This window comes from Vreelandella arcis, from assembly GCF_900103865.1.
Lineage (GTDB): Bacteria > Pseudomonadota > Gammaproteobacteria > Pseudomonadales > Halomonadaceae > Vreelandella > Vreelandella arcis.
This window is the reverse complement of sequence record NZ_FNII01000009.1, coordinates 1-25755: the sequence shown is the minus strand read 5'-3', so window position 1 is coordinate 25755 and position 25755 is coordinate 1. Positions and strand designations below refer to the sequence as shown.

The following is a 25755-nucleotide window of genomic DNA, read 5'->3' as shown; positions in this document are numbered from 1 at the left end:
ATATTCCATGGCACTGCTAGAAGTCAACCACCTCGATGTCCGCTTTGCTCTGCGCCTGGGTGAAGTGCACGCCCTACGCGACGTGAACTTTACCCTTGAACGTGGCGAGCGCTTAGGCATCGTCGGCGAATCCGGCGCGGGCAAGTCCGTTGCCGCCTTTTCACTGCTCAACCTGATTGCCAAGCCTGGCTTTATTGCCGGGGGTGAGGTTCGCTTTGACGGCCAACAACTCAACAGCATGTCGGAACGGGCCTTGCGTAAAGTACGCGGCAACCGTATTTCGATGATTTTCCAAGACCCGATGATGACGCTGAACCCGGTGCTTTCCATCGGCGAGCAGATGCTTGAGTGTTTAAAAGCGCACCGGCGCATCTCCTCCAAGGAGGCCCGCGCCATCGCGCTGGATAAACTATATCAGGTTCAGATCCCCTCGCCTGAGACGCGCTTGGATCAATATCCACACGAACTCTCTGGCGGCATGCGCCAACGCATCATTATCGCCATCGCACTGCTGCTCGACCCGGATATCATCATTGCCGACGAGCCCACCACCGCACTGGATGTGACCATTCAGGCCGAGATCATGGCGCTATTGCTGGAGCTGTGTGAAAAGCACAACGTCGGGCTGATTTTGATCACCCACGATTTAGGCGTCGTAAGCCAGGTAACCCAGCGAATGCTGGTCATGTACGCCGGCCGCGTGATCGAGCAAGGCCCCACGCGGGAAATCATCAACGACCCGCAGCACCCTTACACCCAGGGATTAATCAACGCCCTGCCGCAGATGGCAACGCCCGGCGAAAAGCTCAACCAAATTCGTGGCAGCATGCCCTCGCTATCTAACCTGCCTAGCGGCTGCGCTTTTCATCCGCGCTGCGATTTTATCAATCGCGCCGATGGTCAGCCCCGTCCGGCCTGTACCCAACAGGTTCCCGGCTTTGTCGAGTCCGGCAACTGCCAGGTCGCCTGCCACATGGTGGCTGAACTGATAGACAAAGAGGCCACTGATGAGGCCCGCCTGAAGGAGACGAACCCATGAACGCGCAGGCAGAGGCCATGACGGATAACCGCATTCCGACGCAAAACGAAGAGAGCGCCGAGTCGCTTTTGCAAATCCGCGGGTTGAAGAAACGCTTTTCGCTGTCGGGGGATTTTCTTGACCAGCTGCGTTTCAAAGGCGGCAAACTGGTGCGCCACCAGGAGTACGTCCACGCGATTAATGGGGTGAACCTGGATATCCACCGCGGCGAGGCGCTCTGCGTAGTGGGTGAATCCGGCTGCGGGAAATCCACCGTCGCCCGCATCGTCATGGGGCTGATTTCACCCACCGAGGGGGAAATCAGCTACAACGGCGAGCGTATCGATAATCTTAACTCACGTGCGCTTTTGGCCTACCGCAAGCGCATGCAGATGATCTTTCAAAATCCGTATGCGTCGCTGAATCCGCGCATGACAATTCAGCAAACGCTCGAAGAGCCGCTGCGTTTACACCACCCCGATTGGGATCGCCAGAAAGTCGTCACTAAAGTTGAAGAAGTGATGCACTCAGTAGGCATCGACCCGGACTGGGGCAAGCGCTTCGGCCACGAATTCTCCGGTGGCCAGCGCCAGCGCATCGCCATTGCCCGCGCGCTGGCGGTTGACCCAGAGTTTATCGTCGCCGATGAACCTATCTCGGCATTGGATGTGTCCATTCAGGCGCAGGTGCTGAACCTCTTGATGGAAGCACAGCACGAGCGGAACCTCACTTACCTATTCATCACCCACGACCTAGCCGTGGTAGAGCACTTTGGTACTCGAGTGGCGGTGATGTATCTAGGCACGGTGTGTGAGATCGCCAACACCGCAACACTCTTTGCCAAACCGCGCCACCCCTATACGCAGGCGCTTATGTCGGCGATTCCGCGTTTGGAAGATGATCGCCCACAGCACGTCCGTTTGGAAGGCGAAGTCCCGACGCCGGTGAACCTGCCCAGCGGCTGCGTATTCCACGGCCGTTGCCCGTATGCCAACGCGCGTTGCCGCGAAGAAATTCCACTGTTGCAAACGCAGGATGACGGTACACGTGTGGCGTGCCACGCTGTTGAGGAGGGCCGCCTATGAGGCGGTCGTTGGTTCTCGCATGGAGAGTTAAGGCATGGAAATTCGCTGGCTAGAAGACTTTATCGCCCTGGCCAGAACGCGACACTTCTCCCGCGCCGCCGATGAACAGAACGTCACCCAGCCCACTTTTTCCCGGCGCATCAAGCTCCTGGAAGAGGAAATGGGCGTGACGCTGATTAACCGCCAAACGCTGCCGCTATCGCTCACGCCGGCTGGGGAAGAGTTTCTCACCCTGTGCGAGCAGGTGACCGAGGGGGTGCGCTTAACACGTGATCGCGTGCGGGAGATCAATGCCGGGCAAAAGCGACGTATTATGGTCGCCGCGCCGCAAAGTCTGCTTGGCCAGTTTCTGCCCGAATGGTTGGCATCAACCGGCTGGCAGGAGCGTATTCAACCCTATCTTCGTGCCACGGGCTGGGTAGCCAGCGATTACTTTCAAGCACTGAAGCGCGGTGAATGCGACCTCGCGATCTGCTACTGGCCGTTAGACCGCTGCGATCTGGATATCGACACCAGTGATTGTCGCTACCGCGTTATTGGTCATGAACGGTTGATTCCAGTGACGGGCGTAGATGAACAATCGCGCCCCCGAGCCCTACTGCCGGGCAGCCAACAGCAGCCGATTCCATGGTTAGCCTACCCCAAGCGGGGGCTCTTAGGCTCAGCTGTAAAAGCCCATTTGGCGCGGCTACCCGAAAGCAGCTATTTAACGGCGCAAAGTGAAAACCTGTATGCGGCCGGCATCAAGGAATTGGTACTGCTGGGCTACGGGATGAGCTGGCTGCCCGAACGTAACGTCACGGCAGAACTTCAACAGGGCAGCTTGGTTCGCGCTGGAGATCGTCACTGGGATGTGCCCATGGAGCTTCGCCTGTATCGCCATCAAGCCCAGCATCACGCAGAATTGGATAGCTTTTGGAGCGAACTCACTCCCCTTCGTACCTAATAGGGACCCCCGCATGTCAACTCGACTTTTTGCTTTACAGCAAGAGCACCTAACGCACTTGCAGCGCGACTATACGGTTTTGCTCGAAGAGCACCGGCTCGACAGCCTAGCCATTTACAGCGGGCACGCCAACGCTTACTTTGCCGATGATCAGGCCCCCGCTTTTCAGACGTATGGGCACTTCATGCATTGGGTGCCACTGGCCGGTGTGGAACACAGCTGGCTGGTGATACGCCCTCAAAAGCGGCCCCAGCTGTATCTCTATGCCCCGGCTGATTTTTGGCACCTGCCCACTCACTTACCAGACGAACCTTGGGTGACCGAATTTGACATCCACCTATGTACCGACAAGGTTAGCCCCGCGCTGGAAGGCCACGCGGCGATTATCGGTGATGTCGCCCAGTTGCCAACCGCCAGCCAGCAAGCGCAGTTGAACCCCGTCTCGCTGATGAACCGCCTGGACGAGCGCCGTATGCATAAGTCAGCCTACGAGATCGCCTGCCTCCGGGAAGCCAACCGGCTCGCCATGGCCGGACATGAAGCCGCTGAAGCGGCCTTTCTCGGTGCCTCCGGCGAGCTCGACATCCAACTCGCTTACCTTGCGGGCAGTCGCCAGCGCGAATCCGCCGTTCCCTACCAAAATATTATTGGCCTTAATGATCACGCGGGCGTACTTCATTACCAGCACTACGAGCTAAGCCCACCCAAGCAGCGCCACAGCCTGCTGGTGGACGCGGGGCGCCGGTTCCGTGGCTACTGCGCGGACATTACCCGCACCCATGCCGGGCCGGATGCCCCGGCACTGTTCGGCGAGCTGGTCAAGGCGCTGCACGGACTGAAAGATGAGCTGGTCAGCGGCGTTACTTCAGGCGCTGATTTCGTCGCCCTGCACGAGCAGATGCACCATCATCTGGGTGATATTCTGGTCGCCCACGATCTGTTCCGAGGCAGCCGCGAACAGGCGGTTGCCGAAGGTGTCACACGCGCCTTCTGCCCCCACGGCCTGGGCCACTCACTGGGCCTACAGGTGCACGATGTCGCCGGGTTACGTCAGCCTGACGGCTCCCCGGCCCCGCCGCCCAGCGAGCACCCCGCGCTGCGGCTCACCCGAACGCTTGAACGCAATATGGTGGTCACCATCGAGCCAGGGTTATATTTTATCCCGATGCTCTTAGAGCCGTTGCGCCAAAAGTCGCTGCCCATCAACTGGACCCTGGTTGATCACTGTCTGCCCTGCGGCGGGATTCGTATCGAAGACAATATCGTCGTCACCGACCACGGGCCGGACAACTTAACGCCTTAAGCGGTAGCCATTTGCCGCTCAACCGGCAGCTTAAGATGAAAATTGATCAACAATCAGGCATAAAAAAAGTCCCCCGAAGGGGACCCAGGTGGAGCACGCCAGCTCACTCGGTGTATCGCTGACCGAACGGTCGCGATGTAGGCAATGAAGGGAAAGTCGGTTTCAATCACAACGTCAATCGTATCCGACTCTTTTCAATGGCCTTGCACCCAGTATATTGCGACATGCGTGCCACTATTTTAAAAAACCCTAATAATCATATACTTATAAAAATAGCGCTCTGACAACCTTTGGCGATCACTTTTTTTTCAGGGGGTATGCGCACCACGAACGATCAATTTTTCAGTCAAGCGTGTCATGATGATGCAGTGCACACTCTTGCACTGAACCGTTGCGTGCATGATGGACTGGCTATTTGAATGGCTCATTGCTTACCACCTCATGCAGTATGGTGAACCGGCTGCAGACCGTAGACAGTCGTTTTCAGCCCCTCCATGCGTGCCTTCAACTGCAGCGCCAAGGCATAGTGCCGCCGAATTGGCAGGGGTGATAAGTAGTGTCAGCGACCATCTGAGCTATTTAACCTGGACGAAAGATGTCTAAACCCAAGCCATCAATATGCCGGTAATGGCGACCATTGGCGGTTAACAAGGGCGCGCCCAGTTCCATGGCCGTTGCGGCAATAAGTGCATCCGCCATTTGCATGTTATGGCTAAGCGCGTAGCTTTCAACCAGAAACGTGGCACGAGCCGAGACCCCTTCGTCCAAATGAACTATTTTCGCTTGCCAATAGTGCAACGCTTGGCGCAGTTGGTTGAGTTCCTGCTTATTGCGCATGCCCTGAACCAACTCCATATAACTCACAGCGGACAGCGAAAAACCAGGCAAATCATCCAGCCGTTCCGCCGCCGCGATATTCCCGCGGAGATTCCAGATCAGTACGTCTGTATCGACCAGCATCACTCTCTCATCTCGAAGCTACGTGGCGCGCGTAGGCGACGCACTTGTGACTCAACATCGTTGCCATTCGAGGTATCCTGATCCGCCCATAAACCGAAAGCAGGGTTACGCACTGGACGCGTTTCCTGGTCGTTCTCAACGACACCGACCAACCGAGCACAAGGCTTACCACGGTAAGTGATGTCGACGGTTTCCCCACGCTGCGTCGCCGCTAAGAGCGCCTTAGTTTGTAAACGCAGCTGTTTGACGTTGGCATGCATGACATTGTCCTCTCGTTCCACGCTATCATTATCTTCTGTTGTGACGATTATGACAGCTGCGGAGTAATTAAGTTACACAGATAAGTGTAACTTTTGAGGCATTGGCATACCACCCATCGTAGCCATCGTTATACAGCTCGTTGGCCTTGAGGGTGACCCTCACGTACACTTGTTTGAATCCATTTATAAACCCGCTTTCGACAAGCTGAGGCTCTCCCATGGCGTTTGACTCCACCTCTTCCTATATCGCAACCGATGCGCTCAAGCAGGCGGTAAACGCCGCCGTGGTGCTGGAACGTCCGCTGTTGATCAAAGGCGAGCCGGGTACCGGCAAAACCCTGCTGGCCGAGGAGCTGGCCGAGTCACTGGGCACTCAATTGATCACCTGGCACATCAAGTCCAGCACCAAAGCGGCCCAAGGTTTATACGAGTACGATGCCGTTAGCCGCCTGCGCGACTCCCAGTTGGGTGTTGAAGGCGTGGAGAACGTGGCCAACTACATCAAGCCCGGCAAACTGTGGGAAGCCTTTACCGCCGGTGAGCGGGTGGTGCTGCTGATCGACGAGATCGACAAGGCCGACATCGAATTCCCCAACGACCTGCTTCAAGAGCTGGATCGCATGGAGTTTCACGTTTACGAAACCGGTGAAACCATCCGCGCCGAGCAGCGTCCGATCATCGTCATCACCTCGAACAACGAAAAAGAGCTGCCGGATGCGTTCCTGCGCCGCTGCTTTTTCCACTACATCGAGTTCCCCGACCGCGAGACCATGCAGGCGATTGTCGATGTCCACTTTCCGGATATCGCCCCCCGGCTTGTCAGCGAAGCCTTGGAGGTGTTTTTCGAATTGCGTAAAGCACCCGGCCTGAAGAAAAAGCCCTCTACCTCTGAGCTAGTCGATTGGCTCAAATTACTGATGGCCGATGAATTGGCCCAAGAAGCGCTGTATAGCCGTGACCCAGTGAAAGCACTGCCACCCATGGCCGGTGCGCTGGTCAAAAACGAGCAGGACACCCAACTGTTAGAACGCCTGGCATTTATGCTGCGTCGCCAGAAAGGCACAGGCCGCTAAGCCATGTTTATCGGCCTGTTTGAGACCTTAAAACGCGCGGGCGTGCCGGTATCGCTGCGCGAGCTGCTCGACCTTCACGCGGTAGTAGAGCGCGGCGTGGTGTTTGCCGATATGGATGCCTTCTATCAAGTGGCCCGCACGGTCATGGTCAAAGACGAGCGGCACTTCGACCGCTTTGATCGCGCCTTCGCCGCCTGGTTTAAAGGCCTTGATGACATGGACGCCGCCATTGAAGCGCTAATTCCCGACGACTGGCTGCGCCGCGAATTTGAGAAGCAACTCAGCGACGAAGAAAAAGCCAAGATTGAGTCGCTGGGCGGCCTTGAAGAGCTCATCGAGACGTTCAAGAAACGCCTGGAAGAACAGAAAGAGCGCCACGCGGGTGGCAACAAGTGGATCGGTACCGGCGGCACCAGCCCGTTTGGCGCCTACGGCTACAACCCGGAAGGTATTCGCATTGGCCAGGATGGATCGCGTCACCGCCGCGCCACCAAGGTGTGGGACGAGCGCCGCTTTCGCGACTACGACGACTCGCTGGAACTCGGCACCCGCAATATCAAAATGGCGCTACGCCGCCTGCGCAAATTTGCCCGCCAGGGGGCGCTTGAAGAGTTCGACGTGGATAGCACCATCCGCGAAACCGCCCGGGATGGCGGCTTATTAAACGTGCAGATGCGCCCGGAGCGCCATAACGCGGTGAAGGTACTGCTGTTTTTGGACGTCGGTGGCTCGATGGATGACCATATTCGCGTCTGCGAAGAGCTGTTTTCGGCGGCCCGCTCCGAGTTCAAGCACCTGGAACACTACTACTTCCATAACTGCCTTTACGAAGGCGTTTGGCGTAACAACCTACGCCGGGGTAACGAGCGCATCCCCACGATGGATGTGCTGCATACCTACGGCGCGGATTACCAGGTCGTGATTGTCGGCGACGCGGCCATGTCGCCTTATGAGGTAACGCACCCAGGCGGCAGCGTCGAGCACTTTAACGACGAAGCCGGCGGCGTGTGGCTAAAGCGTTTATGCGCAACGTTTCCCCGCTTGGCGTGGCTTAATCCCATGCCACCCCGCGCTTGGGAGTACACCTACTCGACCCAGGTGATCCGCGAGATCATTGACGACCGCATGTACCCCATGACCATGGAAGGGTTGGAAACTGCTATGCGCGAGCTGGTCAAGAAGTAGCTAAATAGTGCTAGTTAAAAAGCTTCATCAAAATGCGCCAAGCTATCGATAAATGCCTGTTTTGACGTTTCAAATGCCGCCGGGTCGTGCTTGAAACGGCGCAAAATCAGCGCTTCGTCCAGGCCCAGGGTGGGCGCCAGCTCGCTAACGCTTTTGGCGGGGTGGCGTGCACCCAAGCCTATCCGCTTTCCATCCGTCTCGCCGAACCAGCGCTTTATACCACTCTTCTGGTAGAACGCTTCTTGCTCGGCGCTATCTACCTCGACACGTAGCGGCGCTTTCAGGCTAAGTTCACTGATCAGGCGCTGTTGGGCATCCGCTTGGTCTAAATGGCAGGCGTGGGTCACCGTCATGCCCTCACCTTCTTCGTCTAGCACCAGCAGCGCCAGCGCTTGGGGCTTACCTTCGCCATCAACCGCCGCGAACAAACGCGCGGCTTCTTGGGGAAATAACACATTGCGCGTACCGGTAAAGACGACAAGCGGTGTAAGACCTGAGGATTGACCATAAACCGCTGCACACAGCCTCGCCAGACACGCATCTCGCTGTGCTGGCTGGTTAATTTGCATTACCTTCATGGAGTCCCCCGCTCGCCGAAAAGCGGCAAGCCTAGTGTAAATGGCACTATTTTAACAGCGCTAAACGCCGTGAACCTAGCAAGGGACTGTGTGTCGAACAAAATACGTAAAGCAATACAAGGACGACTATGACAACGTTTACCAACGACCCGACCATGCCCACCCCAAGTTTTCCCGGCAGCCACATGGTGATCGACGAAAATTATGTATTCATTTCAGGGATTACCGTTTCTGATCTATCCAACGGCCAAGCCGCTCAGGGCGACGTCAAAGAAGAGACCCACCTGATAATGCGCGCGGTTTCCCGGATGCTGGAAATGGAAGGGGGCAGTCTTGCAGACATCATGCGCGTGGATATTCACTTGAAGGATCTAAAGTTCATCCACGATATGGACGGCGTTTATGCCGAGTTCTTCGAACCTGGCCGCTACCCGGCCCGTACTTGCACCGAATCGCCTAACATTTGCGGTGGCGGCCACGTTGAGATTACGGTGATGGCTAAACGTCAGCTCGCAAAAGAGCAATAATCGCCTCGATATCCAAATGCGTTTCTAGCGTCTCTGCCAAACGGTTCAGCTCGCGCTCGCGGTGGGCGCGGTAGTCAACAGAGTAAGCAGCCTCCAAACCCAAGCGCATTAGCAGCGCTTGGCAGGCGTCTGGATGATCAAATAAGCCATGTAGATAGGTGCCCATCACCTGACCATCGTCACTGACGGCGCCATCGAGGTGGGAGCCTAAGTCAAACAGCGGCGATGTAAGGGCTGGCCCATGGCTAACGCCGTTATGAATTTCATATCCGGTGACGGTGGCCCCTTCTGCCACTGTCACGCCACTCACATTGCGCAATTGCTTGCCCGCCACCATACGCGTAGTCAGCGGCAGCAATCCCAGCCCAGCGATTTTCCCCGGTTTGCCCTCCAGGCCGTCAGGGTCGTTCACCCACTCGCCCAGCATTTGAAAACCACCGCAAATACCCAGCACCTTGCCGTCGTAACGCAGGTGGCGCTGAATGGCTTTATCCCAGCCCTGGCGTTTAAGCCAGGCTAAATCGCTCACCGTACTTTTACTGCCCGGCAGTATGATCACATCGGCGGGAGGAATGGGCTGATCCGGGCCCACGAAGGTCAGCGCCACCTGAGGGTGCAAGCGTAGCGGATCGAAATCGGTATGGTTGCTGATTCGCGGCAGTGCCGGAACGACCACTTTGAGGGTCTGGCTAACTTTTTCGGCATGGGTTAAGCCAATGCTGTCTTCGGCATCCAGCAACAGCCCCTGAAGATACGGCAGTGTGCCCAACACCGGCTTTCCAGTACGCGTCGTTAGCCACTCAAGCCCTGGGTTCAGTAAGCCGATATCGCCGCGAAAGCGGTTGATGATAAAGCCGCGCGTGCGGGCCTGTTCGCTTTCGCTCAACAGCGCCAGCGTGCCTACTAGCTGGGCAAAGACACCGCCCCGGTCGATGTCGCCCACCAGCAGTACCGGACAGTCAGCCGCTTCGGCAAAACCCATATTGGCAATATCGCCCTCGCGTAGGTTGACCTCGGCGGGGCTGCCCGCGCCTTCGGCAATCACCACATCAAAGCGGCTTTCCAGCGCCTCCCACGCGGCCATCACGCTGTCCTGTGCGGTGCGCTTGAAGGCGTGATAATCGATCGCATCCATATGGCCGTACACCTTGCCGCGCAGAATCACCTGGGCGCCGCGGTCGGTTTCGGGCTTAAGGAGTACCGGGTTCATATCGCTATGCGGCTCAACGCCGGCGGCCTGCGCCTGTAAAGCGGTAGAACGACCAATTTCACCCCCATCCACCGTCACTGCACTGTTTAACGCCATGTTCTGGGGTTTAAACGGGGCAACTGACAATCCACGGCGTTGCAACACCCGACATAACCCTGCCACCACGGTACTTTTTCCGGCATCCGAGGTAGTGCCTTGAATCATCAGCGTTGTCATGTACCTGCTTCTACGTCTTGCAATGCCCAGGCGACGGCCTGAGCAGCGTGGATATCGGTGGTGTCGTAAAGCGCAACGGCGGTATCGGCCGGTTTAACCAGCAAGCCGATTTCAGTACAGCCTAATACCACCCCTTGAGCGCCCCGCTCGGTCAAGGTATCGATGACCTCAAGGTAAGCAGCTTTCGAATCAGCGGTGTTAATACCCTTACACAGCTCCTCAAAAATAATCCGGTGCACCGTCTCCCGCTGATTCGCATCGGGCACTACCACTTCGATTCCCCGGGCTTCCAAGCGCTCGCGATAAAACGCCTGCTCCATGGTAAAGCGCGTTCCTAATAACCCGACACAGGTCACGCCATCGCGAACCAACGCATCTGCTGTTGCCTCAGCAATATGCAGTAGCGGCATCGACACCGCTTGGGCCACCTCGTCTGCCACCTTGTGCATGGTGTTGGTGCCGATCAATAAACAGTCCGCCCCTGCTGCTTCCAAGCGTTGTGCGGCGCCCGCTAGTATGGTTCCCATCGCTTGCCAATCGCCTTTGCGCTGTAAGGCTTCAATCTCGGCGAAATCGACGCTGTAGAGCACAATCTTCGCCGAGTGGAAACCTCCCAATGCCCGGCCTACCTGCTGGTTGAGCAAGCGGTAATAAGTTTGCGTCGACTCCCAGCTCATCCCACCCAGCAAGCCAATGGTTTTCATGCTTGGTCTCCCCGTTTTATGCGTTCAAACAGATGCCCTTTATACCCCTTAACACAGCCAGTGCTAAAGCCTGATACGTCTGCTTTAAAGCACGTGGTTAGGCTGTCTTTGCTCGACAGCATCATCCAGCCGACTGTCACATCGTTGGCTTTGATTCCACTGCGCTAACTCCCATGCCTGCACCATCTGTTTTTTCTCGACGCCCCAGCGGTAGCCGCCTAGCGCGCCGCTTTGCTGGATTACCCGGTGGCAAGGAATCCACAGCGCGACCGGGTTAGCGCCCACCGCATTGCCTACCGCACGGGATGATTTAGGCATGCCCAGCGCTTGGGCGATATGGCTGTAACTAGCCAGCTGCCCTTCGGGAATCGTCAGCAACGCCCGCCATACGGCAATTTGAAAGTTGGTGCCGGTGACGTGCAACGACAAAGCGCTAGCCCCCTCTTGAGGCTTGGTAAATAGCGCCTCCACCGCATAGCGCGTTTTGTCAGTGCTGTGGCAAACCGTGCTGCGTGGCCACTCTTTGGCCAACCGTGCCAACAATTCTTCCGAATTAGACGCATCAACAAAGCCCATGCGGCAGATACCCCGAGGCGTTACCGCGACGAACAGGCGGCCTAAAGGCGTTTCATGAACGCCGTACGCAATCTCAACGCCCTCGCCCTGGCGCTTATACTCCCCCGGGGTGGTGGCTTCTAGTTGCACAAAATGATCGTAAAGCCGAGAGCCACCGCTCAGCCCCAGCGTGTGGGCAATGTCCAACAGCGAGGTGGATGACTGCATTAATTGCTTGCCCCGCTCTAACGTGAGCGCTTGCAAAAAGCGTTTGGGGCTAATCCCCGCATAACGGCAAAAAAGCCGCTGGAAGTGAAAGGCACTTAAATGAACGTGACCGGCCACCGTCGCTAAGTCAGGCTGATCAGCCGTGTGGGCCACCATAAAGGCCATGGCCTTTTCAATTCGAGCATAGTCGTTCATTTTCGCCTCACTCACCGCCAGGTTATCGGTTATCAATGTGCTTATACTGGTAGCCTAAGCGATCAAGGCCTGAGTACCGACCCGATTCTTGCGCATTAGCGGGTGATCAGACACGCTATGTTTCAATTTTATAATGCCGATGGTTTAAATAGACAGCTTCACGATTACCCCGCCTCAATTGACGGTAGACGATACGCCCATGCAAGACTTAATCAATGACATCGCCGACACTATGGCCAACGCCGAACGGCGGGGTAAGGTCGCCGACTATATCCCCGAGCTCAGCTATGTAGATCCAAAGCAGTTTGGCATTTCGCTAGCCACCGTGGATGGCAAGGTGTATTCAGCCGGCTGCGCGACCACGCCTTTCTCCATTCAGAGTATCTCGAAAGTATTTACGCTGACCATCGCGCTGGGGCAGATGGGCGACTCACTCTGGTCCAAAGTAGGCCGTGAACCCTCGGGCGACCCCTTCAACTCCATCGTTCAGCTTGAGCACGAAAGCGGTAAACCACGGAATCCGTTTATCAATGCCGGGGCCATTGCGGTGGTTGATGCCATCATGATGGGGCACGAACCCAAAGAGACACTGGGTGAGATTCTCAACTTTGTGCGCTATGTCGCCGATGACGACCGCATCTGCTTCGACCACGCCGTGGCCGCTTCCGAGATGGCTCACCGAGACCGCAACGCCTCTCTTGCGCATTTTATGAAGGCCTTCGGTCGCCTAGACCACGATGTCGATAAAGTGCTGGGCACCTACTTCCATCAGTGCGCTATCGCGATGAGCTGCGAGCAGCTTGCCCATGCCGGGCTTTTTTTGGCCTCGGATGGCATCAACAAACCCAGCGGTATCCGGGTGGTGGCGCCCCAACGGGCACGCCGTATCAACTCGCTAATGATGATGTGCGGCCACTACGACGCCTCCGGGGAGTTCGCCTTTCGGGTTGGCCTACCCGGCAAAAGCGGCGTGGGCGGCGGCATACTGGCCATCTCACCAAGCCACGGTTCTATTGCCGTGTGGTCGCCGGGATTAGATAGCTACGGCAACAGTTTGCTAGGCACCCAAGCGCTGGAAATGTTTGTGCAGCGTACCGGCTGGTCGGTATTTGGGCATTATTAAGGCTGAGCGTTTAAAGCAGCCACCTCAATTTTATGCAATACGACCCGAAGGCGCTCCGGCAATCTCCTTGTACTACCAAGGAGAATGACCATGAGCGCGTCACCACTGCTACCTTTACTGCTACCCATGTCCACCTTTGCCCTGGCCGCGTCTATTTCGCCGGGGCCGGTCAACCTGGTTTGCCTGAATAGCGGCACCCACTACCCCATCGCTAAAGGGCTTATCTTTGTCACCGGTGCCACGCTTGGGTTTGTGGCGCTGTTTTTAGGCATTGGCGCAGGGCTTTACTCACTGCTGAGCCAAGTGCCGATACTGGAAGAACTCTTACGCTGGGCGGGTATTATGTTTTTAGTCTATCTCAGCTATCAACTTTTACAGCACGACGGCCGCTTGCAGGCACAAGGCGCCGTCAAAGCGCCAGGGTTTATGACAGGCGCTATGATGCAGTGGCTCAACCCGAAAGCTTGGCTGGCGTCTGCCGCTGGTATTGGCGCCTACACCAGTGGCAACGCGACCTATCAACTGTGGCTATTCGCCGCTCTCTACCTGCCTATTTGTTGGTTATCCCTGGCCAGTTGGGTATACGCAGGCGCCTTTCTCAAACGCTATGTTCAACGTCCCATCATCTTGGTAACGATTAACCGAGCTCTGGCTGTTTGTCTGGCCGCTAGCGCACTATTTCTGCTGTTTTGATTGGCTGTTGTTGTTTGAGAAGCGGATAGCGGTACTGATTTGGCGTCGCCGCCACCAGCCGTTTGAAGGTGCGTTGGAAGTGAGGTTGATCGTTAAAGCCTGCGTTTAGAGCCGCCTCAACGATAGGCTGCCCCTGTTTAAGCGCTTTCTGTCCCAACTGAACACGCTGGTTAATCAGGTAGGCATGGGGCGTCAGCCCAAAGTGCTGTTTAAAGGCGCGAATCAGGTGCCCAGCGCTATAGCCAGACTGCTGGCATAAGCACTCAAGCGATATATCGGCAGCACAGTTGGCACGCAAATAGGCCGCGACGTGTTCCAGTGCGCCGGGGGCTTGGGGCAATGTCGCGGGGGATTCCTGGGCCAGTGTTTGCATCATGCTAGACAGGTACGCGATTAATGCCGTTTGCTTATCGCCAATAGCGCGTTGTTCATCCAACAAGCAGGCAGCCATATCACAATACCCTGCATAGAGGTCTGGCTGGGTAATGACGGCGGTGGCTATGTCTTGCCAATAAGAATCATCTAGCAGGCCTAATTGATAGCGCAAGTCGCTCAGCCAAGCGGTATCGACGTAGAGCATCAGGTACGCCCAGGGCTGGTTCTCGATGGGATTGCAGGCATGCACCCAATGGGGATTCATCAAAACCAAGTCGCCCGCTCTAATCTGATAGATGGCCTCGCGGTAGCAAAAGGTGCTTCTACCTGCGGTAACGGCTCCAAGCGACCAGTGCGGGTGGCTATGAGGCGCATAACAGACTTGCCGTGCATCGCTAATCTTACGCAGCTCCACATGGGGCATACGCGTATCGCGCCAGAATATAGGTGAACGGGAATCAGCCATGCGTTACTCGACCCAATAAAATACAAGCGACTATAAAAGTATAGTCAGTTCTAGTAGACAATAACTTCGCATCTCCGCCCACATCTCCTACCCTAGACAATAGTACATCACCCACACAGTATAGGCTGCCGCCCGAATACGGATATTTTGCAACGCCATTTTTTGTCAGGAGGACACCATGGCCACTTCATCCCAGACCCCCGACCATCGAGACGCTATCTCGCTATTTGCCCGCATGGGCTACGCCGCCAGAGGCATCGTGTATGTATTGGTGGGTGGCCTCGCCGCGCTGGCAGTGTTTGGTCAAGGGGGGCAAACAGAGGGCAGCCGTGGTGCCTTAGAACGAGTGCTCACCGCCCCCTTCGGTAAAGTCTTATTAGCGATAATGGCAATAGGCTTAGTGGGCTACGCCATGTGGCGTTGCATTCAGGCGATAAAAGACGCCGACCATCACGGCCACGGCGCCAAGGGATTAGCGATTCGCGCGGGCTTATTGGCGAGCGCCGTGACCCATACGCTGCTGGCCTTTTTTGCTGCCACCCTTATCTTCCAATTCGGTGGTTCCTCAGGGGGTTCAGGCGGCGGCTCGCAAGGTGTGGCAGGCTGGCTGATGCAGCAGCCCTTCGGGCGTTGGTTGGTAGGTGCGGTGGGCTTAGTATTGATTGGTGTCGGTATTGCCCACGCGCTTAAAGGCTACAAGGCCAAATTCGACAAACACTTCGAAATGCCGAAGCAAACCCAGCAATGGGCTTATCCGATTTGTCGCTTTGGTTTAGCCGTGCGGGGTTTAGTGTTTGTGATTGTCGGCTGCTTTTTTATTATCGCGGCCTACCAATTTGACCCTAGCGAGGCGGGAGGCATTGATGAAGTCTTCACCACCCTTCGCAGCCAAATTTACGGGAAGTGGCTGTTGGCATTTGTCGCGATAGGTCTTTTTGCCTTTGGCATTTACAGCCTGTTGGCAGCGGTATATCGCCGCGTCGACCCGTCCGCATAGCGGCCGCTCCTCATGGCTTTTTCTACAGCGAAAACCAAAGCTTGGTTCGTTCGTATCAATGGCTCCCAGCACATGTTTTGGCTGCTGGCCGGTCTATCTTTTCTGGAAACCATTATTCTGCCGATCCCCATTGAGCTGGTACTGATCCCGCTGATGGCAGTTAATCGGCAGCGCTTGTGGGCCATGGCCGCCGCCACTACGCTTGGCTGCCTGGCTGCTTCGCTGATTGGTTACGGCGTGGGGATGGTGCTCTTCCAGTCGATAGGCACCTGGTTTATCGACTCGATGGGAATGCAGGATGCCTACGCGTCCTTTCAGCGCTTCTTTAACCAGTACGGTTTTGTGGCCATTTTAACGCTGGGAATTTTGCCAATTCCTTTCCAGATCGCGATGATCACCGCTGGCCTTTCAGGCTACCCCGTGTTGATGTTTGCGCTGGCGGCGCTCATGGCACGGGGGCTTCGCTACTTCGGTCTTGCTTGGCTGGTACACCGCTTCGGCAACCGCGTCATCCTGTTATGGAAGCGCCACGCGCTAATGACCAGCCTGATAGTCGGTGTCGTCGTTTTGCTCGTGGCCCTGGGCATGCAGGCATTAGCCAGTTTAGTAATGTAACCCACAGTGAAAGGCACTTAATAAACTGGCATTGGCAGTAACGACGTTCCTTTCACGGTCGTTAAATCCTGTTAATTCAAAACACTATTGTACTTTTCATATTCGAAAGCGGGGAGATTTTCGACATCTTCCCTTGAGTAAGGAAGTATGTAGTGAGAGTCACCCGGCCGCCAACCTTCGGGATAACCATAAAACGGATAAGCACGTGGCCCTTGGCCAAACTCTTCATTCGCTGGCTTGACAATAATAGCCTGCATAATGCCGCTTCTTGAAAAAAGAGTGTCCGTAATATACCCATAACCCCCAGCATTTTTCATGCTTGCATAATCATCGATGATATCTGATATTTTCCATGTCCTCAGACCAGTAGCGACATCCTCTTCTACAGTGAGAACCTGTTGCATTTCTCGTTTATAAATATAGGAGTCGTTTATGGTTACATTTGTAAAAAGATCGTACTCCTCCACGTTATCTTCTCGAACGGGGACTTTAATACCATTTTCAAAAAACTCAACGTCGTCCCATGGAATGGCGACATGCCTGTCTCCGCTGTTCCACATTCCTCCTATCTCAGCAATAACAGTGACAATCTGATTCTTCTGATCAAGAACGATATTTGCCATTGTCCCTATTTCATTGTCTTGTGGGGAAAATACTTTTGCATCCAACAATTGTTCTGCGCGAAACCCTTCCTGTTCGTAAATAGCACTATAATTCCACTCGTCAAGAGATCTAACATCTTGTTCATTTTGCGGTTCATTTAAAACACTTTGATCAGCCCCCATGCTGGGCTGTTTTTCATCATCCGCTGCATAGGCGTACACTGGTATAAAAGAAGTGATTACAAGTAGCTTTGTGAGTGGCAATACATTGCGATACAGTTTCATATATTTATCCTCTTAAATAATTAACTGGTTAAACAGAAAAACGACTTTTCGTTATACGAACTTTCAACTCATCAACCAGCACATGAAAAAAGTGATGTTTTACACCTACTCTTAAATCGGTTTATTTATGTCAGCCTCCATGCTTCCATACCAGCTTCAAGAATTTTCTTCCTTTCGTCGGTATATATGAAGTTAGAAGATAACGTATTGGCTGTAAAGGCATTAATTTATGGTGATCCGTAATGTTTCAAACATAGCTGGCCAAATGCAGCTCCAAGATTCAGCGGCTAGCATTAACCATTAGAAAACAACACAATGAATCCAGTACATGTTGAAAACATTGGTACTTGTAGATTTCATCGTGCAAGCTAACCATACAATTCAATATTGATTTGCAAAGCTTTTACGCTGGAGAAAGACTCTTTGCATTTGGCCTTTACAGCTCGCTAGCCGCTATCTAGCGTCGAATGAACCCAGACGCCTAGCTTGGATCGTCTTGTTTTGTCCCCGGCGTTGACGCAGTATGCTTCGCCTTCATATCCTTGAACGCCTCCATGATGTCCATGGGCAGCGGGAAGACGATCGTCGAGGCGTTCTTGTTGCTCATGTCGCTCATGGTTTGCAAATAACGAAGCTGTAACGCCGCCGAGTTCTCCTGCATCACATTCGCTGCTTCAACCAGCTTCTTGGAGGCTTGAAGCTCACCCTCGGCGTGGATAACTTTGGCGCGGCGTTCGCGCTCTGCCTCGGCTTGGCGCGCAATAGCGCGGATCATGCTCTCATCCAGATCCACGTGTTTGATTTCAACATTGGCGACCTTGATGCCCCAGGCGTCGGTCTGGGCGTCGATAATTTCCTGGATATCGTCGTTGAGTTTATCGCGCTCGGAAAGCATCTCATCCAAGTCGTGTTTACCCAGCACCGAACGCAGCGTGGTCTGTGCCAGTTGGCTGGTCGCCTGGGTGAAGTTTTCGACCTGAATAATCGCCTTTTCAGGATCAACTACGCGGAAATAAAGCACGGCATTAACCTTCACGGTGACGTTATCCTGGGAGATCACGTCCTGCTCGGGCACGTCCATAGTAATAACGCGCAGGTCGACCACCTGCATCTTTTGAATGCCGGGGATCACGATGACGAGGCCTGGCCCTTTCACAACCTGGTAACGGCCCAGAAAGAACACCACGCCACGCTTGTACTCCGGCAAAATGCGGATAGAGGCGGCGATGAGTAGCACCACCAACACGACTGGGACAAGATACGAAAGAATCATGTAGCACCTCGTTTAGCGGATAATCAGTTACCTGGATAAATGATAGATAGGCCGCAAGCGCTAATAGTGCGAGACGTAGACCGTCAAGCCTTCAAGGCGCAGCACCTTCAACTTATCGCCCTGCTTGACGGGGGCATCACTCACCGCATTCCAGCGTTCGCTGTGTAAGCGCACGTGGCCATTGGTTTCAAAATCTTCCAGCGCAATAGCGATGGCGCCAATTAACTGCTCAGCACCGGTATGCGCCTGGGTTCGGCGCAATGAGGCAAAGCGCGTCAGCGTCCAGAGCATCAAGCCACCGGACAACAGCGCTACCCCACCGATAAGCGGCAGCGAAATAGCCAGATACTCGGAATCCATCAGCATCACCGAGCCGAGCACAAAGGCAATAATGCCGCCGACACCTAGCACGCCGAAGCTGGGCATTAACGCCTCGCCCACGATCAACGCCAGCCCGACCACAATCAGCGCCAGACCTGCGTAATTAATCGGCAGCACCTGAAAGGCAAACATGGCAAGCAGCAAACAAATGACGCCGATCGTGCCCGGGAAGAGACTGCCGGGGCTGGAAAGCTCAAAAATCAGCCCGTAAAAGCCAATGATCATCAGGAAGTAGGCGACGTTAGGGTTGGTAATCAGCGATAGCAGTTGGGTACGCCAATCCGGATCGAAGCGCTCAATGGCGAGATCGGCGGTCTCAAGCGTATAGTCGCCGCGCTCCATAACCACCGTCATACCGTCAATCTGCTCAAGTAGCTCGTCAAGATCGCGCGCGACTACTTCGATGACGTTTTGCTCCAGGGCCTCGTTGGCGGTGAGGTTCACCGCATCGCGTACCGCGTCTTCGGCCCACTCAACATTGCGACCATGACGCTCCGCTAAGCTGCGAATAAAGCTCACCGCGTCTTCCAGCACCTTGCGTTCCATGGCGCTGCCGTCGCGCTCCGACTCGTCTGACGCGTTTTCTTCCTCGCCTTCATCGCTACCGGTCAGCCCACCACCGCCCATTTGTACTGGCGTGGCAGAGCCTAAGTGGGTCGAAGGCGCCATGGCCGCCACGTGGCTGCCATATAGTAAATAGGTACCCGCACTTGCCGCCCGCGCACCGCTAGGGGAAACATACATCACCACGGGGATATCGGCGTTGAGCATTTCGCGAATCATGTCACGAGTGGTGTCGACCAATCCGCCTGGGGTATCAAGCTCAACGATCATCACTTCACTACCCTGCTCGCGGGCATTGTCCAAACCGCGCTCAAAGTAGTCCTTGGTCGCCGGGCCAATGGCACCTTCAATGTTAAGCACCAAGGCACTGGACGATGACGTTTGAGCCATGGCCTGCCAGGTTAACGACAGCGCTGCCATCAACAACCCCGCCAGAAATAACCACAGCCAATGCGATTTGTAAGAAAGGGCCAGCATCTTTACCCCCGCACGGTGCGACTTAATACCGGTACATCGAAAAACACTATGCCTACTAGAATTTCACTTTATTTCACAAAACCTATTCTGTGTATATATTTTGGACAATAATATTGTGACGGGTTATTTATTCAACGTAGCAGGCGCATGAAGCATCGTCAGGAAGAACACATATAGCAGAGGTTTCAAGCGAGACTGATCATAAAGGGAGGATGGCTAATCACGTGTGATCACGTGATGCGAGGGTTCTATCGTGGGAGGCTACTCCACGTAATAGCCGCTAACCTTCCACGTACCCCCTTCCAAGTACGGCGTCACGGTTTCAATGATCCCCGATTGGTTTTCAAAACGCGTTTGAAACATGTAAACCGCATAGTCGCCTTCGGGCGCGCCGGGCATCGATTTTTCACGAGTAACACGCACCCGTTTGCGCGACTCCACCTCACCGAAATCTCGGCGCGCAAGCTCTACTGTGCGCGCCAACATGCCGGCAGAGAGAGGCGCTTGCAGCAGTGTGGACGAAGTTTCCCAGGCATGCTCATAGTTGCCGTTGTCGACGGCCTCCAGCCACGCCAGCGCCGCCGCCTCGGCTTCATTAGTATGCGAGTAAGCGGGCATGGGAAGCACTAGCAGCGCAGCGGTGATGCAAAGGGTCAGCGTTTTGAGCATGGTTGCCTCGTTGGGCGTTTGGCAGCCGCCAAGGGAATTTCGTGGGTCTTATATAGTTATCGGAAATCGGCGGGGTTTCTTTAGGGTTGGGGTTGTATTTCCGTAACCGAAAAGCCCCAGGCTCCACGTTTCTCCCCGCGGCATCCATCCTGTTTCTGCTGCCACTAGTAGATCACCATGCCCGCCAATGCCTTCTATTCCGAACTCTCCAGCTTTTACGAATTGATGCTCGTTAAAATCGGCTCCCTCCACTCTGGATAGCAGCATTTGTCAGCAATAAGATGCTGCTCTCATTTGGCCGAAAATGCCCGCCTTGTGGCCGCTCAACGCATCGTTGGAAGAATACGTAACAGCTAATCTGTAATCTCACTTCAACACGATGAGATTAGCCATGACCCAGCCTAAAACGGCCTTGTTATTAATCGACGTTCAAGCCTCCTTCCCCGCCCGCGATTACTGGGTAGAATCACTGGCTCAGGCGTGGCGCCCCAAGCAGCGTGCGGTGCTAAATGCCGCCCAGACCAGCGGTATACCGGTTGTGCGCATTCTGCATGAAGAACCTGGCAGCCAAGGGCCTTTTGACCCTGATGGTGGCCTCATTCGTCCGCTTGATGACTTTAACGATGAAGTGGCGGTGACCTTTCATAAGCGTGTACATAACGCGTTCAGCGATACCTCGCTAGAAAGCTGGTTACGGGAGCGAAGCATTGAACGTCTGGCGATTAGCGGTATTCGTACCGAGCAATGCTGCGAAACCACCGCACGGGTGGCGTCGGATTTGGGATTTAGCGTCGACTTTATTAGCGATGCTACCCTGACATTTCCCATGACGCGCCAAGGTATCACCTGGTCAGCGGATGATATTAAGGCACGCACCGAACTGGTACTTGAAGGCCGCTTTGCGCGTATTATCAGTACACAAGACTTGATCAACGAATGGCAAAAACCACGTGATTGAAGAGCAACACAATAGCCAACCGCCATCCACGAGAGCCACCACCTTGCGGGTGGCGGTACTGATGATGCCCGGCCAAGTGCCGCTTGATTTGATTGGCCCACTTCAGGTCTTGCAGTGTGCTGACCGGCTTTCGATAGACGTTCAGGTGCGCTATATCGGCCCCAAAGCGGCCATGCAGTGGCTAGGGCCGCTAACCCTCAGCGGTATTGACCCCTTGCCTGAACAGCTTCCACCTCAAGATTTACTGCTTATCCCTGGGCAGTACCGCAGTAGCCTTGAGCCATTGGCTCAGCAAGAGTGTGTCGCTTGGCTCAAGGCGAATGCCCACTATGCAGATACACTGATGACCGTTTGCTCGGGCACGCTATTACTGGCGGATGCTGGCCTGTTAGAGGGGCGGCGCTGTACCACCCACCACACGCTAATCGAGCAGCTGCAAGCCAAAGCCCCACAAGCAAAGGTACAACGTGATTGTATCTTTACCGAGGACGGGCGCTATTTAACCAGCGCAGGGATTTCAACCGGCATTGATACCATGCTGTACTGGCTTACTCGTGCTTGTGGCCATTCACTGGCCTTGGCGGTAGCGCGAGAAATGGTGCTGTATCTTCGCCGTAGTGGCCAAGAGCCTCAACTGGGGGCCTGGCTTGAAGGCCGCAATCATGTGGATGAACGACTGCATCGCGTTCAAGATGCAATATGCGCCGCCCCCGCGCAAACCTGGCGTATCGAGACATTGGCAGCTCAGGCAGCCATGAGCGAGCGTCATTTCCGGCGCCAATTCAAAAACCTCACCGGCATGCTAGTGGGCGACTACATTATGGGGTTGCGCCTGCAGCGAGCCAAAGCGTTAATGACCGAAACGACCTGGACGCTAGCGCGCATCGCCGAAGCATCCGGATTCGGTGATGAGCGACAGCTAAGGCGCAACTGGGTTCGCCAGGAAAAAGTGCCGCCTAGTGTATGGCGTCGCTCCCAGCTATCTTGATCAAAGGTTTATTCAGCATCACTCCAGAATCTCGTAATGCCGTTCAACATTGGCTGAAACCTTGCCCCAGACGGAGACTTTCACTCTAGCTTGATGACGCTCAAATGAGTCTCGATCTATGAATTCTTCATATACATCAAATCGGCAGGGGTTCGTTGAGCATTGAACAACGTCAAAGGCGATACAGCCTGACTCTGCTAACGTTAGCTGCTTGTGGTTAATAAGTTCTTCTTTAACATCGCCTAGATACGACTCTGGAACGATAATGAAACCTTTCAGTATGACCTTTGACATTGATTCCCCTCGCATTGCCCGCCACTATCGCCGGTAATGTAGTTGCCTCAACAGATCAAAGGCGGTCTTGATGACCTTGTCTTCAGGTGTTATCTGCTGCATGATTTTGACATTGCCGTTTCCATGAGGCTGGGTAAATAGATGAATACAGCGCAACTTGAAACCATCACGAACGAAGCAATGACCCTATCGGAGAAAGAGCGGGCTAAACTCGCCCATGATTTGGTAGCAAGCCTGGATGGTATGGCTGAAATCAGTGTATCGGAAGCTTGGGACGCGGAGATATGTCGCAGAATCAATGAGATTGAATCTGGCAAAATCAAATCTTTAGATGTCAGTGAAGTCCTTGAGCGTGCCAGAGCTCGGTTAAGGAATTGATTTTGATAGTAAAGGTTAGTCCAGAGGCTGCAGAAGAACTGATGGAAGCCGCAGCTTGGTATGAACTCGAATCACCGGGGCTTGGTGAACAGCTAATTGATACCTTTGAACAAGCTACCACAAAGCTAAGCGCACCAAATCCACCACTAGTTCCTGCAGTAGGCGAAGCAAGCAAACGTGGCGCAAAGCGCTTGATCCTTCAACAATTCCCGTTTTCCCTTGTGACTGTTTCCAATAACCAAACAATTACCATTGTTGCTTTCGCCCATCATTCGAGAAAGCCGGGTTACTGGCATAATCGGGTTAGCCCATAATACCAATCATCGCGCAATTATCGCTTTTATGTCATTAGTATGAAGTACGTCCCACTACTGCTGGGTTAGCCGGTACAGCCTCACTGGACGGCCATGAAATTCAAGATTATCGAACGCAGAAAACCCTGCTTTCTCTGCAACCTTAAGTGACGCACCATTTTCAGGCTCAATAACAACCACCACCGACGATAGCTGCTTTTGATTAAATGCATAATGGAGTACCACTTGCACTGCCTCAGACGCCAGTCCCTTGCCCCAGTAACGTTTGGCTAGCCGATAGCCCAGACCAATCTCCTCAACACCATTTACCTCTTCAGGGCTGACACCGCAAAAGCCGACAAGCTTACCGGAGCACTTCTCTACTAAGGCCCACGGCCCGATGCTGTGAGCTGCATAGCTCTCCAAACACCACTCGATAAACCGCCGAGTCGCCGTTTCATCGCAAACGCCTCGAATCGAATATTTCATGACCTCAGGGTCGCTGAGGATATTGGTCAACTCGGGAACATCATCTAGGGATAAAGTCCGTATAAGTAGTCGTTCCGTTTCGTAAATTTGCACCATTTCCTCCTTGTTGATGATGCTCTTGGCAAGCGCTAACCCCGAACGCAATTGATTGTCGGGAAGAGTGTGCCTTTACTGGGCTTAAGCCCTCGACGTTGGGTAAAACCGCTACCCAAACTCGGAACAGCTCAAGGAAGAGGTTAAGCGTCGCGATGGTGTGGCGAAGCGTCTTAAAACTCAACTACGGCTTCAATTTCCACAGCAAACCCCTTCGGCAATGAGCCAACACCAATGGCAGAGCGTGCATGCTCACCGCGCTCACCAAGAACGGTAACAAACAGGTCGGAGCAACCGTTGATGACTTCAGTGTGAGAGGTGAAATTTGGATCAGCATTGACCATACCAAACATCTTCACGACACGCCGCACCCGATCAAAGTCTCCCAGCGCTTCTTGGATGAGCGCAAGGAGATACAGGCCAACTTCTTGAGCGTACATCCGGGCCTGCTCGACAGTGACTTCCTGCCCAACTTTAGGGACAACCCCCCCCCTTCTCGCAACGGAGCCCCCTTACCTGACAGATAGAGCATGTTGTCCGAAATGACATAGGAGCGAAAGTTGCCCCTTGGCATGGTAACGACGGGTAGCTCCAAGCCCAACGAATGGATGCGCTCTTCCACGGTTGATTTCATGACAGGCTCCACGTATAGATTGTTAAGGCTTTAGTGACAACGAGCACTGATTTATTAAAGCTTTAGCCGATAAATATTCGCCCTGATTTTGGCAGCAATATCCGCTAAAACGTTATCGTCTTCACGTTTATAGTCATGGGACGAAATATAGCCTTCATACCGATCAAAGTATTTGCTCACGCTAGACGCAATGGGCTTGAACGCCGAATGTTGACCCGTCCCGTGCATAGGGAATAGCTTCGCATGTAAATGATCTACTCCATAACCTTCGAATATCATTCCCGTACGACCGACATCATCCAATGCCTCATCAAGCAGCAAAGCCACCCGCTTAGAAGCCAATACTAGCGCCGTTACGACATCATCATCTTGAGCAAACAGATAGCTTGGAACATGACGCTTGGGAATGACCACTGAAAACCCAGGTGTATTCGGATAAATGGAAAGAAAAGCCAAGTGATCTGCGTCCTCCCATATCTTGTGACATGGAACGTTACCGGCCACGATCTCACAAAAAACACAGTTCATATTCAGTCCTTGATGTCACTTGATATGCCCTTGTTCATAGACAGCCTTAGTCGAGCTTCGACCATCCCGCAGTGGCAGGTAGCCCTGTGCTTAGCTTGAATCCTGAATTCAAACATTAAGCGCAGCACCCGCGGTTTTCAGCGCCCCTGAATACTCTCCGAGGAACACTTGTGCCGGTGTCCGATACCCCAAACGTTTTCTGGGGCGATTGTTCAGCTTGGCAACGACTCTCCTCAGTGCTGAGTCGCTCACCTTTCGGAAGTCCGTTCCTTTCGGGAAATACTGGCGAATCAGGCCGTTGGTATTTTCATTGGTACCACGCTGGCATGAGCGGTACGGGTCACAAAAATAGGTCTTGGCCGAGACGGCCTTGGCAACCTGTCGGTGCTCAGCGAATTCCGAACCGTTATCCAAGGTGATGGTCTGCACTGCGCCTCGGCGTGGTTCTAATAACCGGGTCATCGCCTTGGCCGTTCCAGTGGCTGTGATCGTCGGCAGGCGCGCCGCCAAGAGGTAACCGCTGCGCCTCTCGACCAG

The 25755-nt window shown here is 54.3% G+C and carries 31 protein-coding genes; 15 read left to right on the top strand and 16 right to left on the bottom strand.

The window, feature by feature from the left end; genetic code table 11:
* The first annotated feature begins 7 nt into the window (after positions 1 to 7).
* The 4 genes from BLR97_RS11965 to pepQ are packed head-to-tail and all read left to right on the top strand — an operon-like array spanning position 8 to position 4352.
* Positions 8 to 1039, top strand: coding sequence for an ABC transporter ATP-binding protein (locus tag BLR97_RS11965; RefSeq protein WP_089706769.1), 1032 nt, complete (start codon positions 8 to 10; stop codon positions 1037 to 1039).
* On the top strand, positions 1036 to 2103 hold the full coding sequence (locus tag BLR97_RS11960; RefSeq protein WP_211605134.1) for an ABC transporter ATP-binding protein: 1068 nt from the start codon (positions 1036 to 1038) through the stop codon (positions 2101 to 2103). Before BLR97_RS11965 ends, BLR97_RS11960 begins: the two co-directional genes overlap by 4 nt.
* Before the next feature lie 34 nt (positions 2104 to 2137).
* Complete coding sequence (locus BLR97_RS11955) at positions 2138 to 3049, top strand: LysR family transcriptional regulator (protein ID WP_089706768.1); 912 nt, start codon at positions 2138 to 2140, stop codon at positions 3047 to 3049.
* Positions 3050 to 3062: 13 nt separating this feature from the next.
* Complete coding sequence (pepQ, locus tag BLR97_RS11950) at positions 3063 to 4352, top strand: Xaa-Pro dipeptidase (RefSeq protein WP_089706767.1); 1290 nt, start codon at positions 3063 to 3065, stop codon at positions 4350 to 4352.
* A gap of 579 nt (positions 4353 to 4931) precedes the next feature.
* Here the strand turns inward: pepQ and BLR97_RS11945 are convergent.
* Together BLR97_RS11945 and BLR97_RS11940 are read right to left on the bottom strand one after the other, a co-directional pair.
* On the bottom strand, positions 4932 to 5312 hold the full coding sequence (locus tag BLR97_RS11945; protein WP_089706766.1) for a type II toxin-antitoxin system VapC family toxin: 381 nt from the start codon (positions 5310 to 5312) through the stop codon (positions 4932 to 4934).
* Positions 5312 to 5572: a type II toxin-antitoxin system Phd/YefM family antitoxin gene (locus BLR97_RS11940; RefSeq protein ID WP_089706765.1), complete on the bottom strand. Its 261-nt coding sequence runs from the start codon at positions 5570 to 5572 to the stop codon at positions 5312 to 5314. The genes BLR97_RS11945 and BLR97_RS11940 overlap by 1 nt, the downstream gene beginning before the upstream one ends.
* A gap of 218 nt (positions 5573 to 5790) precedes the next feature.
* Here BLR97_RS11940 and BLR97_RS11935 point away from each other — a divergent pair, with 218 nt between their 5' ends.
* Positions 5791 to 6645, top strand: coding sequence for an AAA family ATPase (locus BLR97_RS11935; protein ID WP_089706764.1), 855 nt, complete (start codon positions 5791 to 5793; stop codon positions 6643 to 6645).
* A 3-nt stretch (positions 6646 to 6648) separates the two neighbouring features.
* Positions 6649 to 7830, top strand: coding sequence for a vWA domain-containing protein (locus BLR97_RS11930; protein WP_089706763.1), 1182 nt, complete (start codon positions 6649 to 6651; stop codon positions 7828 to 7830).
* A 14-nt stretch (positions 7831 to 7844) separates the two neighbouring features.
* On the opposite strand, the gene BLR97_RS11925 is transcribed toward BLR97_RS11930, so the two are convergent.
* Complete coding sequence (locus BLR97_RS11925; protein WP_089706762.1) at positions 7845 to 8408, bottom strand: hypothetical protein; 564 nt, start codon at positions 8406 to 8408, stop codon at positions 7845 to 7847.
* A 128-nt stretch (positions 8409 to 8536) separates the two neighbouring features.
* Between BLR97_RS11925 and BLR97_RS11920 the strand changes: the two genes are divergently transcribed.
* Positions 8537 to 8935: a RidA family protein gene (locus BLR97_RS11920; RefSeq protein ID WP_089706761.1), complete on the top strand. Its 399-nt coding sequence runs from the start codon at positions 8537 to 8539 to the stop codon at positions 8933 to 8935.
* Here the strand turns inward: BLR97_RS11920 and BLR97_RS11915 are convergent.
* From BLR97_RS11915 to BLR97_RS11905, 3 genes are all read right to left on the bottom strand, one after another.
* On the bottom strand, positions 8907 to 10361 hold the full coding sequence (locus BLR97_RS11915; protein WP_089706760.1) for a cobyric acid synthase: 1455 nt from the start codon (positions 10359 to 10361) through the stop codon (positions 8907 to 8909). The genes BLR97_RS11920 and BLR97_RS11915 overlap by 29 nt on opposite strands.
* Positions 10358 to 11065: an aspartate/glutamate racemase family protein gene (locus tag BLR97_RS11910; protein WP_089706759.1), complete on the bottom strand. Its 708-nt coding sequence runs from the start codon at positions 11063 to 11065 to the stop codon at positions 10358 to 10360. Before BLR97_RS11910 ends, BLR97_RS11915 begins: the two co-directional genes overlap by 4 nt.
* Positions 11066 to 11149: 84 nt before the next feature.
* Positions 11150 to 12043, bottom strand: a complete 894-nt coding sequence (locus tag BLR97_RS11905) for a methylated-DNA--[protein]-cysteine S-methyltransferase (protein ID WP_089706758.1) — start codon at positions 12041 to 12043, stop codon at positions 11150 to 11152.
* 199 nt (positions 12044 to 12242) lie between these two features.
* On the opposite strand from BLR97_RS11905, the gene BLR97_RS11900 reads away from it, so the two are divergent.
* Together BLR97_RS11900 and BLR97_RS11895 are read left to right on the top strand one after the other, a co-directional pair.
* Entirely contained in the window at positions 12243 to 13166 is a 924-nt protein-coding gene (locus BLR97_RS11900; protein ID WP_089706757.1) for a glutaminase, read from the top strand.
* A 90-nt stretch (positions 13167 to 13256) separates the two neighbouring features.
* Positions 13257 to 13859 carry a LysE family translocator gene (locus BLR97_RS11895; protein ID WP_089706756.1) on the top strand — a complete coding sequence of 201 codons (603 nt, stop codon included), beginning with the start codon at positions 13257 to 13259 and terminating at the stop codon, positions 13857 to 13859.
* On the opposite strand, the gene BLR97_RS11890 is transcribed toward BLR97_RS11895, so the two are convergent.
* Positions 13834 to 14700, bottom strand: coding sequence for an AraC family transcriptional regulator (locus BLR97_RS11890; RefSeq protein WP_211605132.1), 867 nt, complete (start codon positions 14698 to 14700; stop codon positions 13834 to 13836). The genes BLR97_RS11895 and BLR97_RS11890 overlap by 26 nt on opposite strands.
* Before the next feature lie 178 nt (positions 14701 to 14878).
* Here BLR97_RS11890 and BLR97_RS11885 point away from each other — a divergent pair, with 178 nt between their 5' ends.
* Together BLR97_RS11885 and BLR97_RS11880 are read left to right on the top strand one after the other, a co-directional pair.
* On the top strand, positions 14879 to 15697 hold the full coding sequence (locus BLR97_RS11885; RefSeq protein ID WP_089706755.1) for a DUF1206 domain-containing protein: 819 nt from the start codon (positions 14879 to 14881) through the stop codon (positions 15695 to 15697).
* A 12-nt stretch (positions 15698 to 15709) separates the two neighbouring features.
* Positions 15710 to 16312, top strand: a complete 603-nt coding sequence (locus BLR97_RS11880) for a YqaA family protein (protein WP_089706754.1) — start codon at positions 15710 to 15712, stop codon at positions 16310 to 16312.
* A 71-nt stretch (positions 16313 to 16383) separates the two neighbouring features.
* On the opposite strand, the gene BLR97_RS11875 is transcribed toward BLR97_RS11880, so the two are convergent.
* The 4 genes from BLR97_RS11875 to BLR97_RS11860 all read right to left on the bottom strand — a co-directional run bounded on the left by BLR97_RS11875 (position 16384) and on the right by BLR97_RS11860 (position 20563).
* Positions 16384 to 17199, bottom strand: coding sequence for a PRC-barrel domain-containing protein (locus BLR97_RS11875; RefSeq protein ID WP_089706753.1), 816 nt, complete (start codon positions 17197 to 17199; stop codon positions 16384 to 16386).
* Positions 17200 to 17680: 481 nt separating this feature from the next.
* Entirely contained in the window at positions 17681 to 18472 is a 792-nt protein-coding gene (locus BLR97_RS11870) for a slipin family protein (protein ID WP_089706752.1), read from the bottom strand.
* Positions 18473 to 18532: 60 nt separating this feature from the next.
* On the bottom strand, positions 18533 to 19894 hold the full coding sequence (locus BLR97_RS11865) for an NfeD family protein (protein WP_089706751.1): 1362 nt from the start codon (positions 19892 to 19894) through the stop codon (positions 18533 to 18535).
* Positions 19895 to 20155: 261 nt separating this feature from the next.
* Positions 20156 to 20563 carry a DUF4019 domain-containing protein gene (locus BLR97_RS11860; RefSeq protein ID WP_089706750.1) on the bottom strand — a complete coding sequence of 136 codons (408 nt, stop codon included), beginning with the start codon at positions 20561 to 20563 and terminating at the stop codon, positions 20156 to 20158.
* Between the two features lie 391 nt (positions 20564 to 20954).
* Here BLR97_RS11860 and BLR97_RS11855 point away from each other — a divergent pair, with 391 nt between their 5' ends.
* Positions 20955 to 21521 (top strand): isochorismatase family protein, encoded by a 567-nt coding sequence (locus BLR97_RS11855; protein WP_089706749.1) that lies wholly within the window; start codon positions 20955 to 20957, stop codon positions 21519 to 21521.
* Entirely contained in the window at positions 21514 to 22509 is a 996-nt protein-coding gene (locus BLR97_RS11850) for a GlxA family transcriptional regulator (RefSeq protein ID WP_089706748.1), read from the top strand. Before BLR97_RS11855 ends, BLR97_RS11850 begins: the two co-directional genes overlap by 8 nt.
* A gap of 18 nt (positions 22510 to 22527) precedes the next feature.
* Here BLR97_RS11850 and BLR97_RS11845 read toward each other — a convergent pair whose 3' ends face one another.
* Complete coding sequence (locus tag BLR97_RS11845; protein ID WP_089706747.1) at positions 22528 to 22803, bottom strand: putative quinol monooxygenase; 276 nt, start codon at positions 22801 to 22803, stop codon at positions 22528 to 22530.
* A gap of 141 nt (positions 22804 to 22944) precedes the next feature.
* Between BLR97_RS11845 and BLR97_RS11840 the strand changes: the two genes are divergently transcribed.
* Positions 22945 to 23181: an addiction module protein gene (locus tag BLR97_RS11840; protein ID WP_027957578.1), complete on the top strand. Its 237-nt coding sequence runs from the start codon at positions 22945 to 22947 to the stop codon at positions 23179 to 23181.
* Positions 23182 to 23183: 2 nt separating this feature from the next.
* Positions 23184 to 23495 carry a type II toxin-antitoxin system RelE/ParE family toxin gene (locus tag BLR97_RS11835; RefSeq protein WP_089706746.1) on the top strand — a complete coding sequence of 104 codons (312 nt, stop codon included), beginning with the start codon at positions 23184 to 23186 and terminating at the stop codon, positions 23493 to 23495.
* Between the two features lie 54 nt (positions 23496 to 23549).
* Here BLR97_RS11835 and BLR97_RS11830 read toward each other — a convergent pair whose 3' ends face one another.
* The 4 genes from BLR97_RS11830 to BLR97_RS11815 all read right to left on the bottom strand — a co-directional run.
* Complete coding sequence (locus BLR97_RS11830) at positions 23550 to 24059, bottom strand: GNAT family N-acetyltransferase (RefSeq protein WP_089706745.1); 510 nt, start codon at positions 24057 to 24059, stop codon at positions 23550 to 23552.
* A gap of 170 nt (positions 24060 to 24229) precedes the next feature.
* Positions 24230 to 24496, bottom strand: coding sequence for a RidA family protein (locus BLR97_RS19810; RefSeq protein WP_211605130.1), 267 nt, complete (start codon positions 24494 to 24496; stop codon positions 24230 to 24232).
* 248 nt (positions 24497 to 24744) lie between these two features.
* Complete coding sequence (locus BLR97_RS11820) at positions 24745 to 25218, bottom strand: HIT family protein (RefSeq protein ID WP_089706744.1); 474 nt, start codon at positions 25216 to 25218, stop codon at positions 24745 to 24747.
* Between the two features lie 108 nt (positions 25219 to 25326).
* A partial coding sequence (locus BLR97_RS11815; RefSeq protein ID WP_139172942.1) for an IS30 family transposase occupies positions 25327 to 25755 on the bottom strand: 429 nt, incomplete at its 5' end.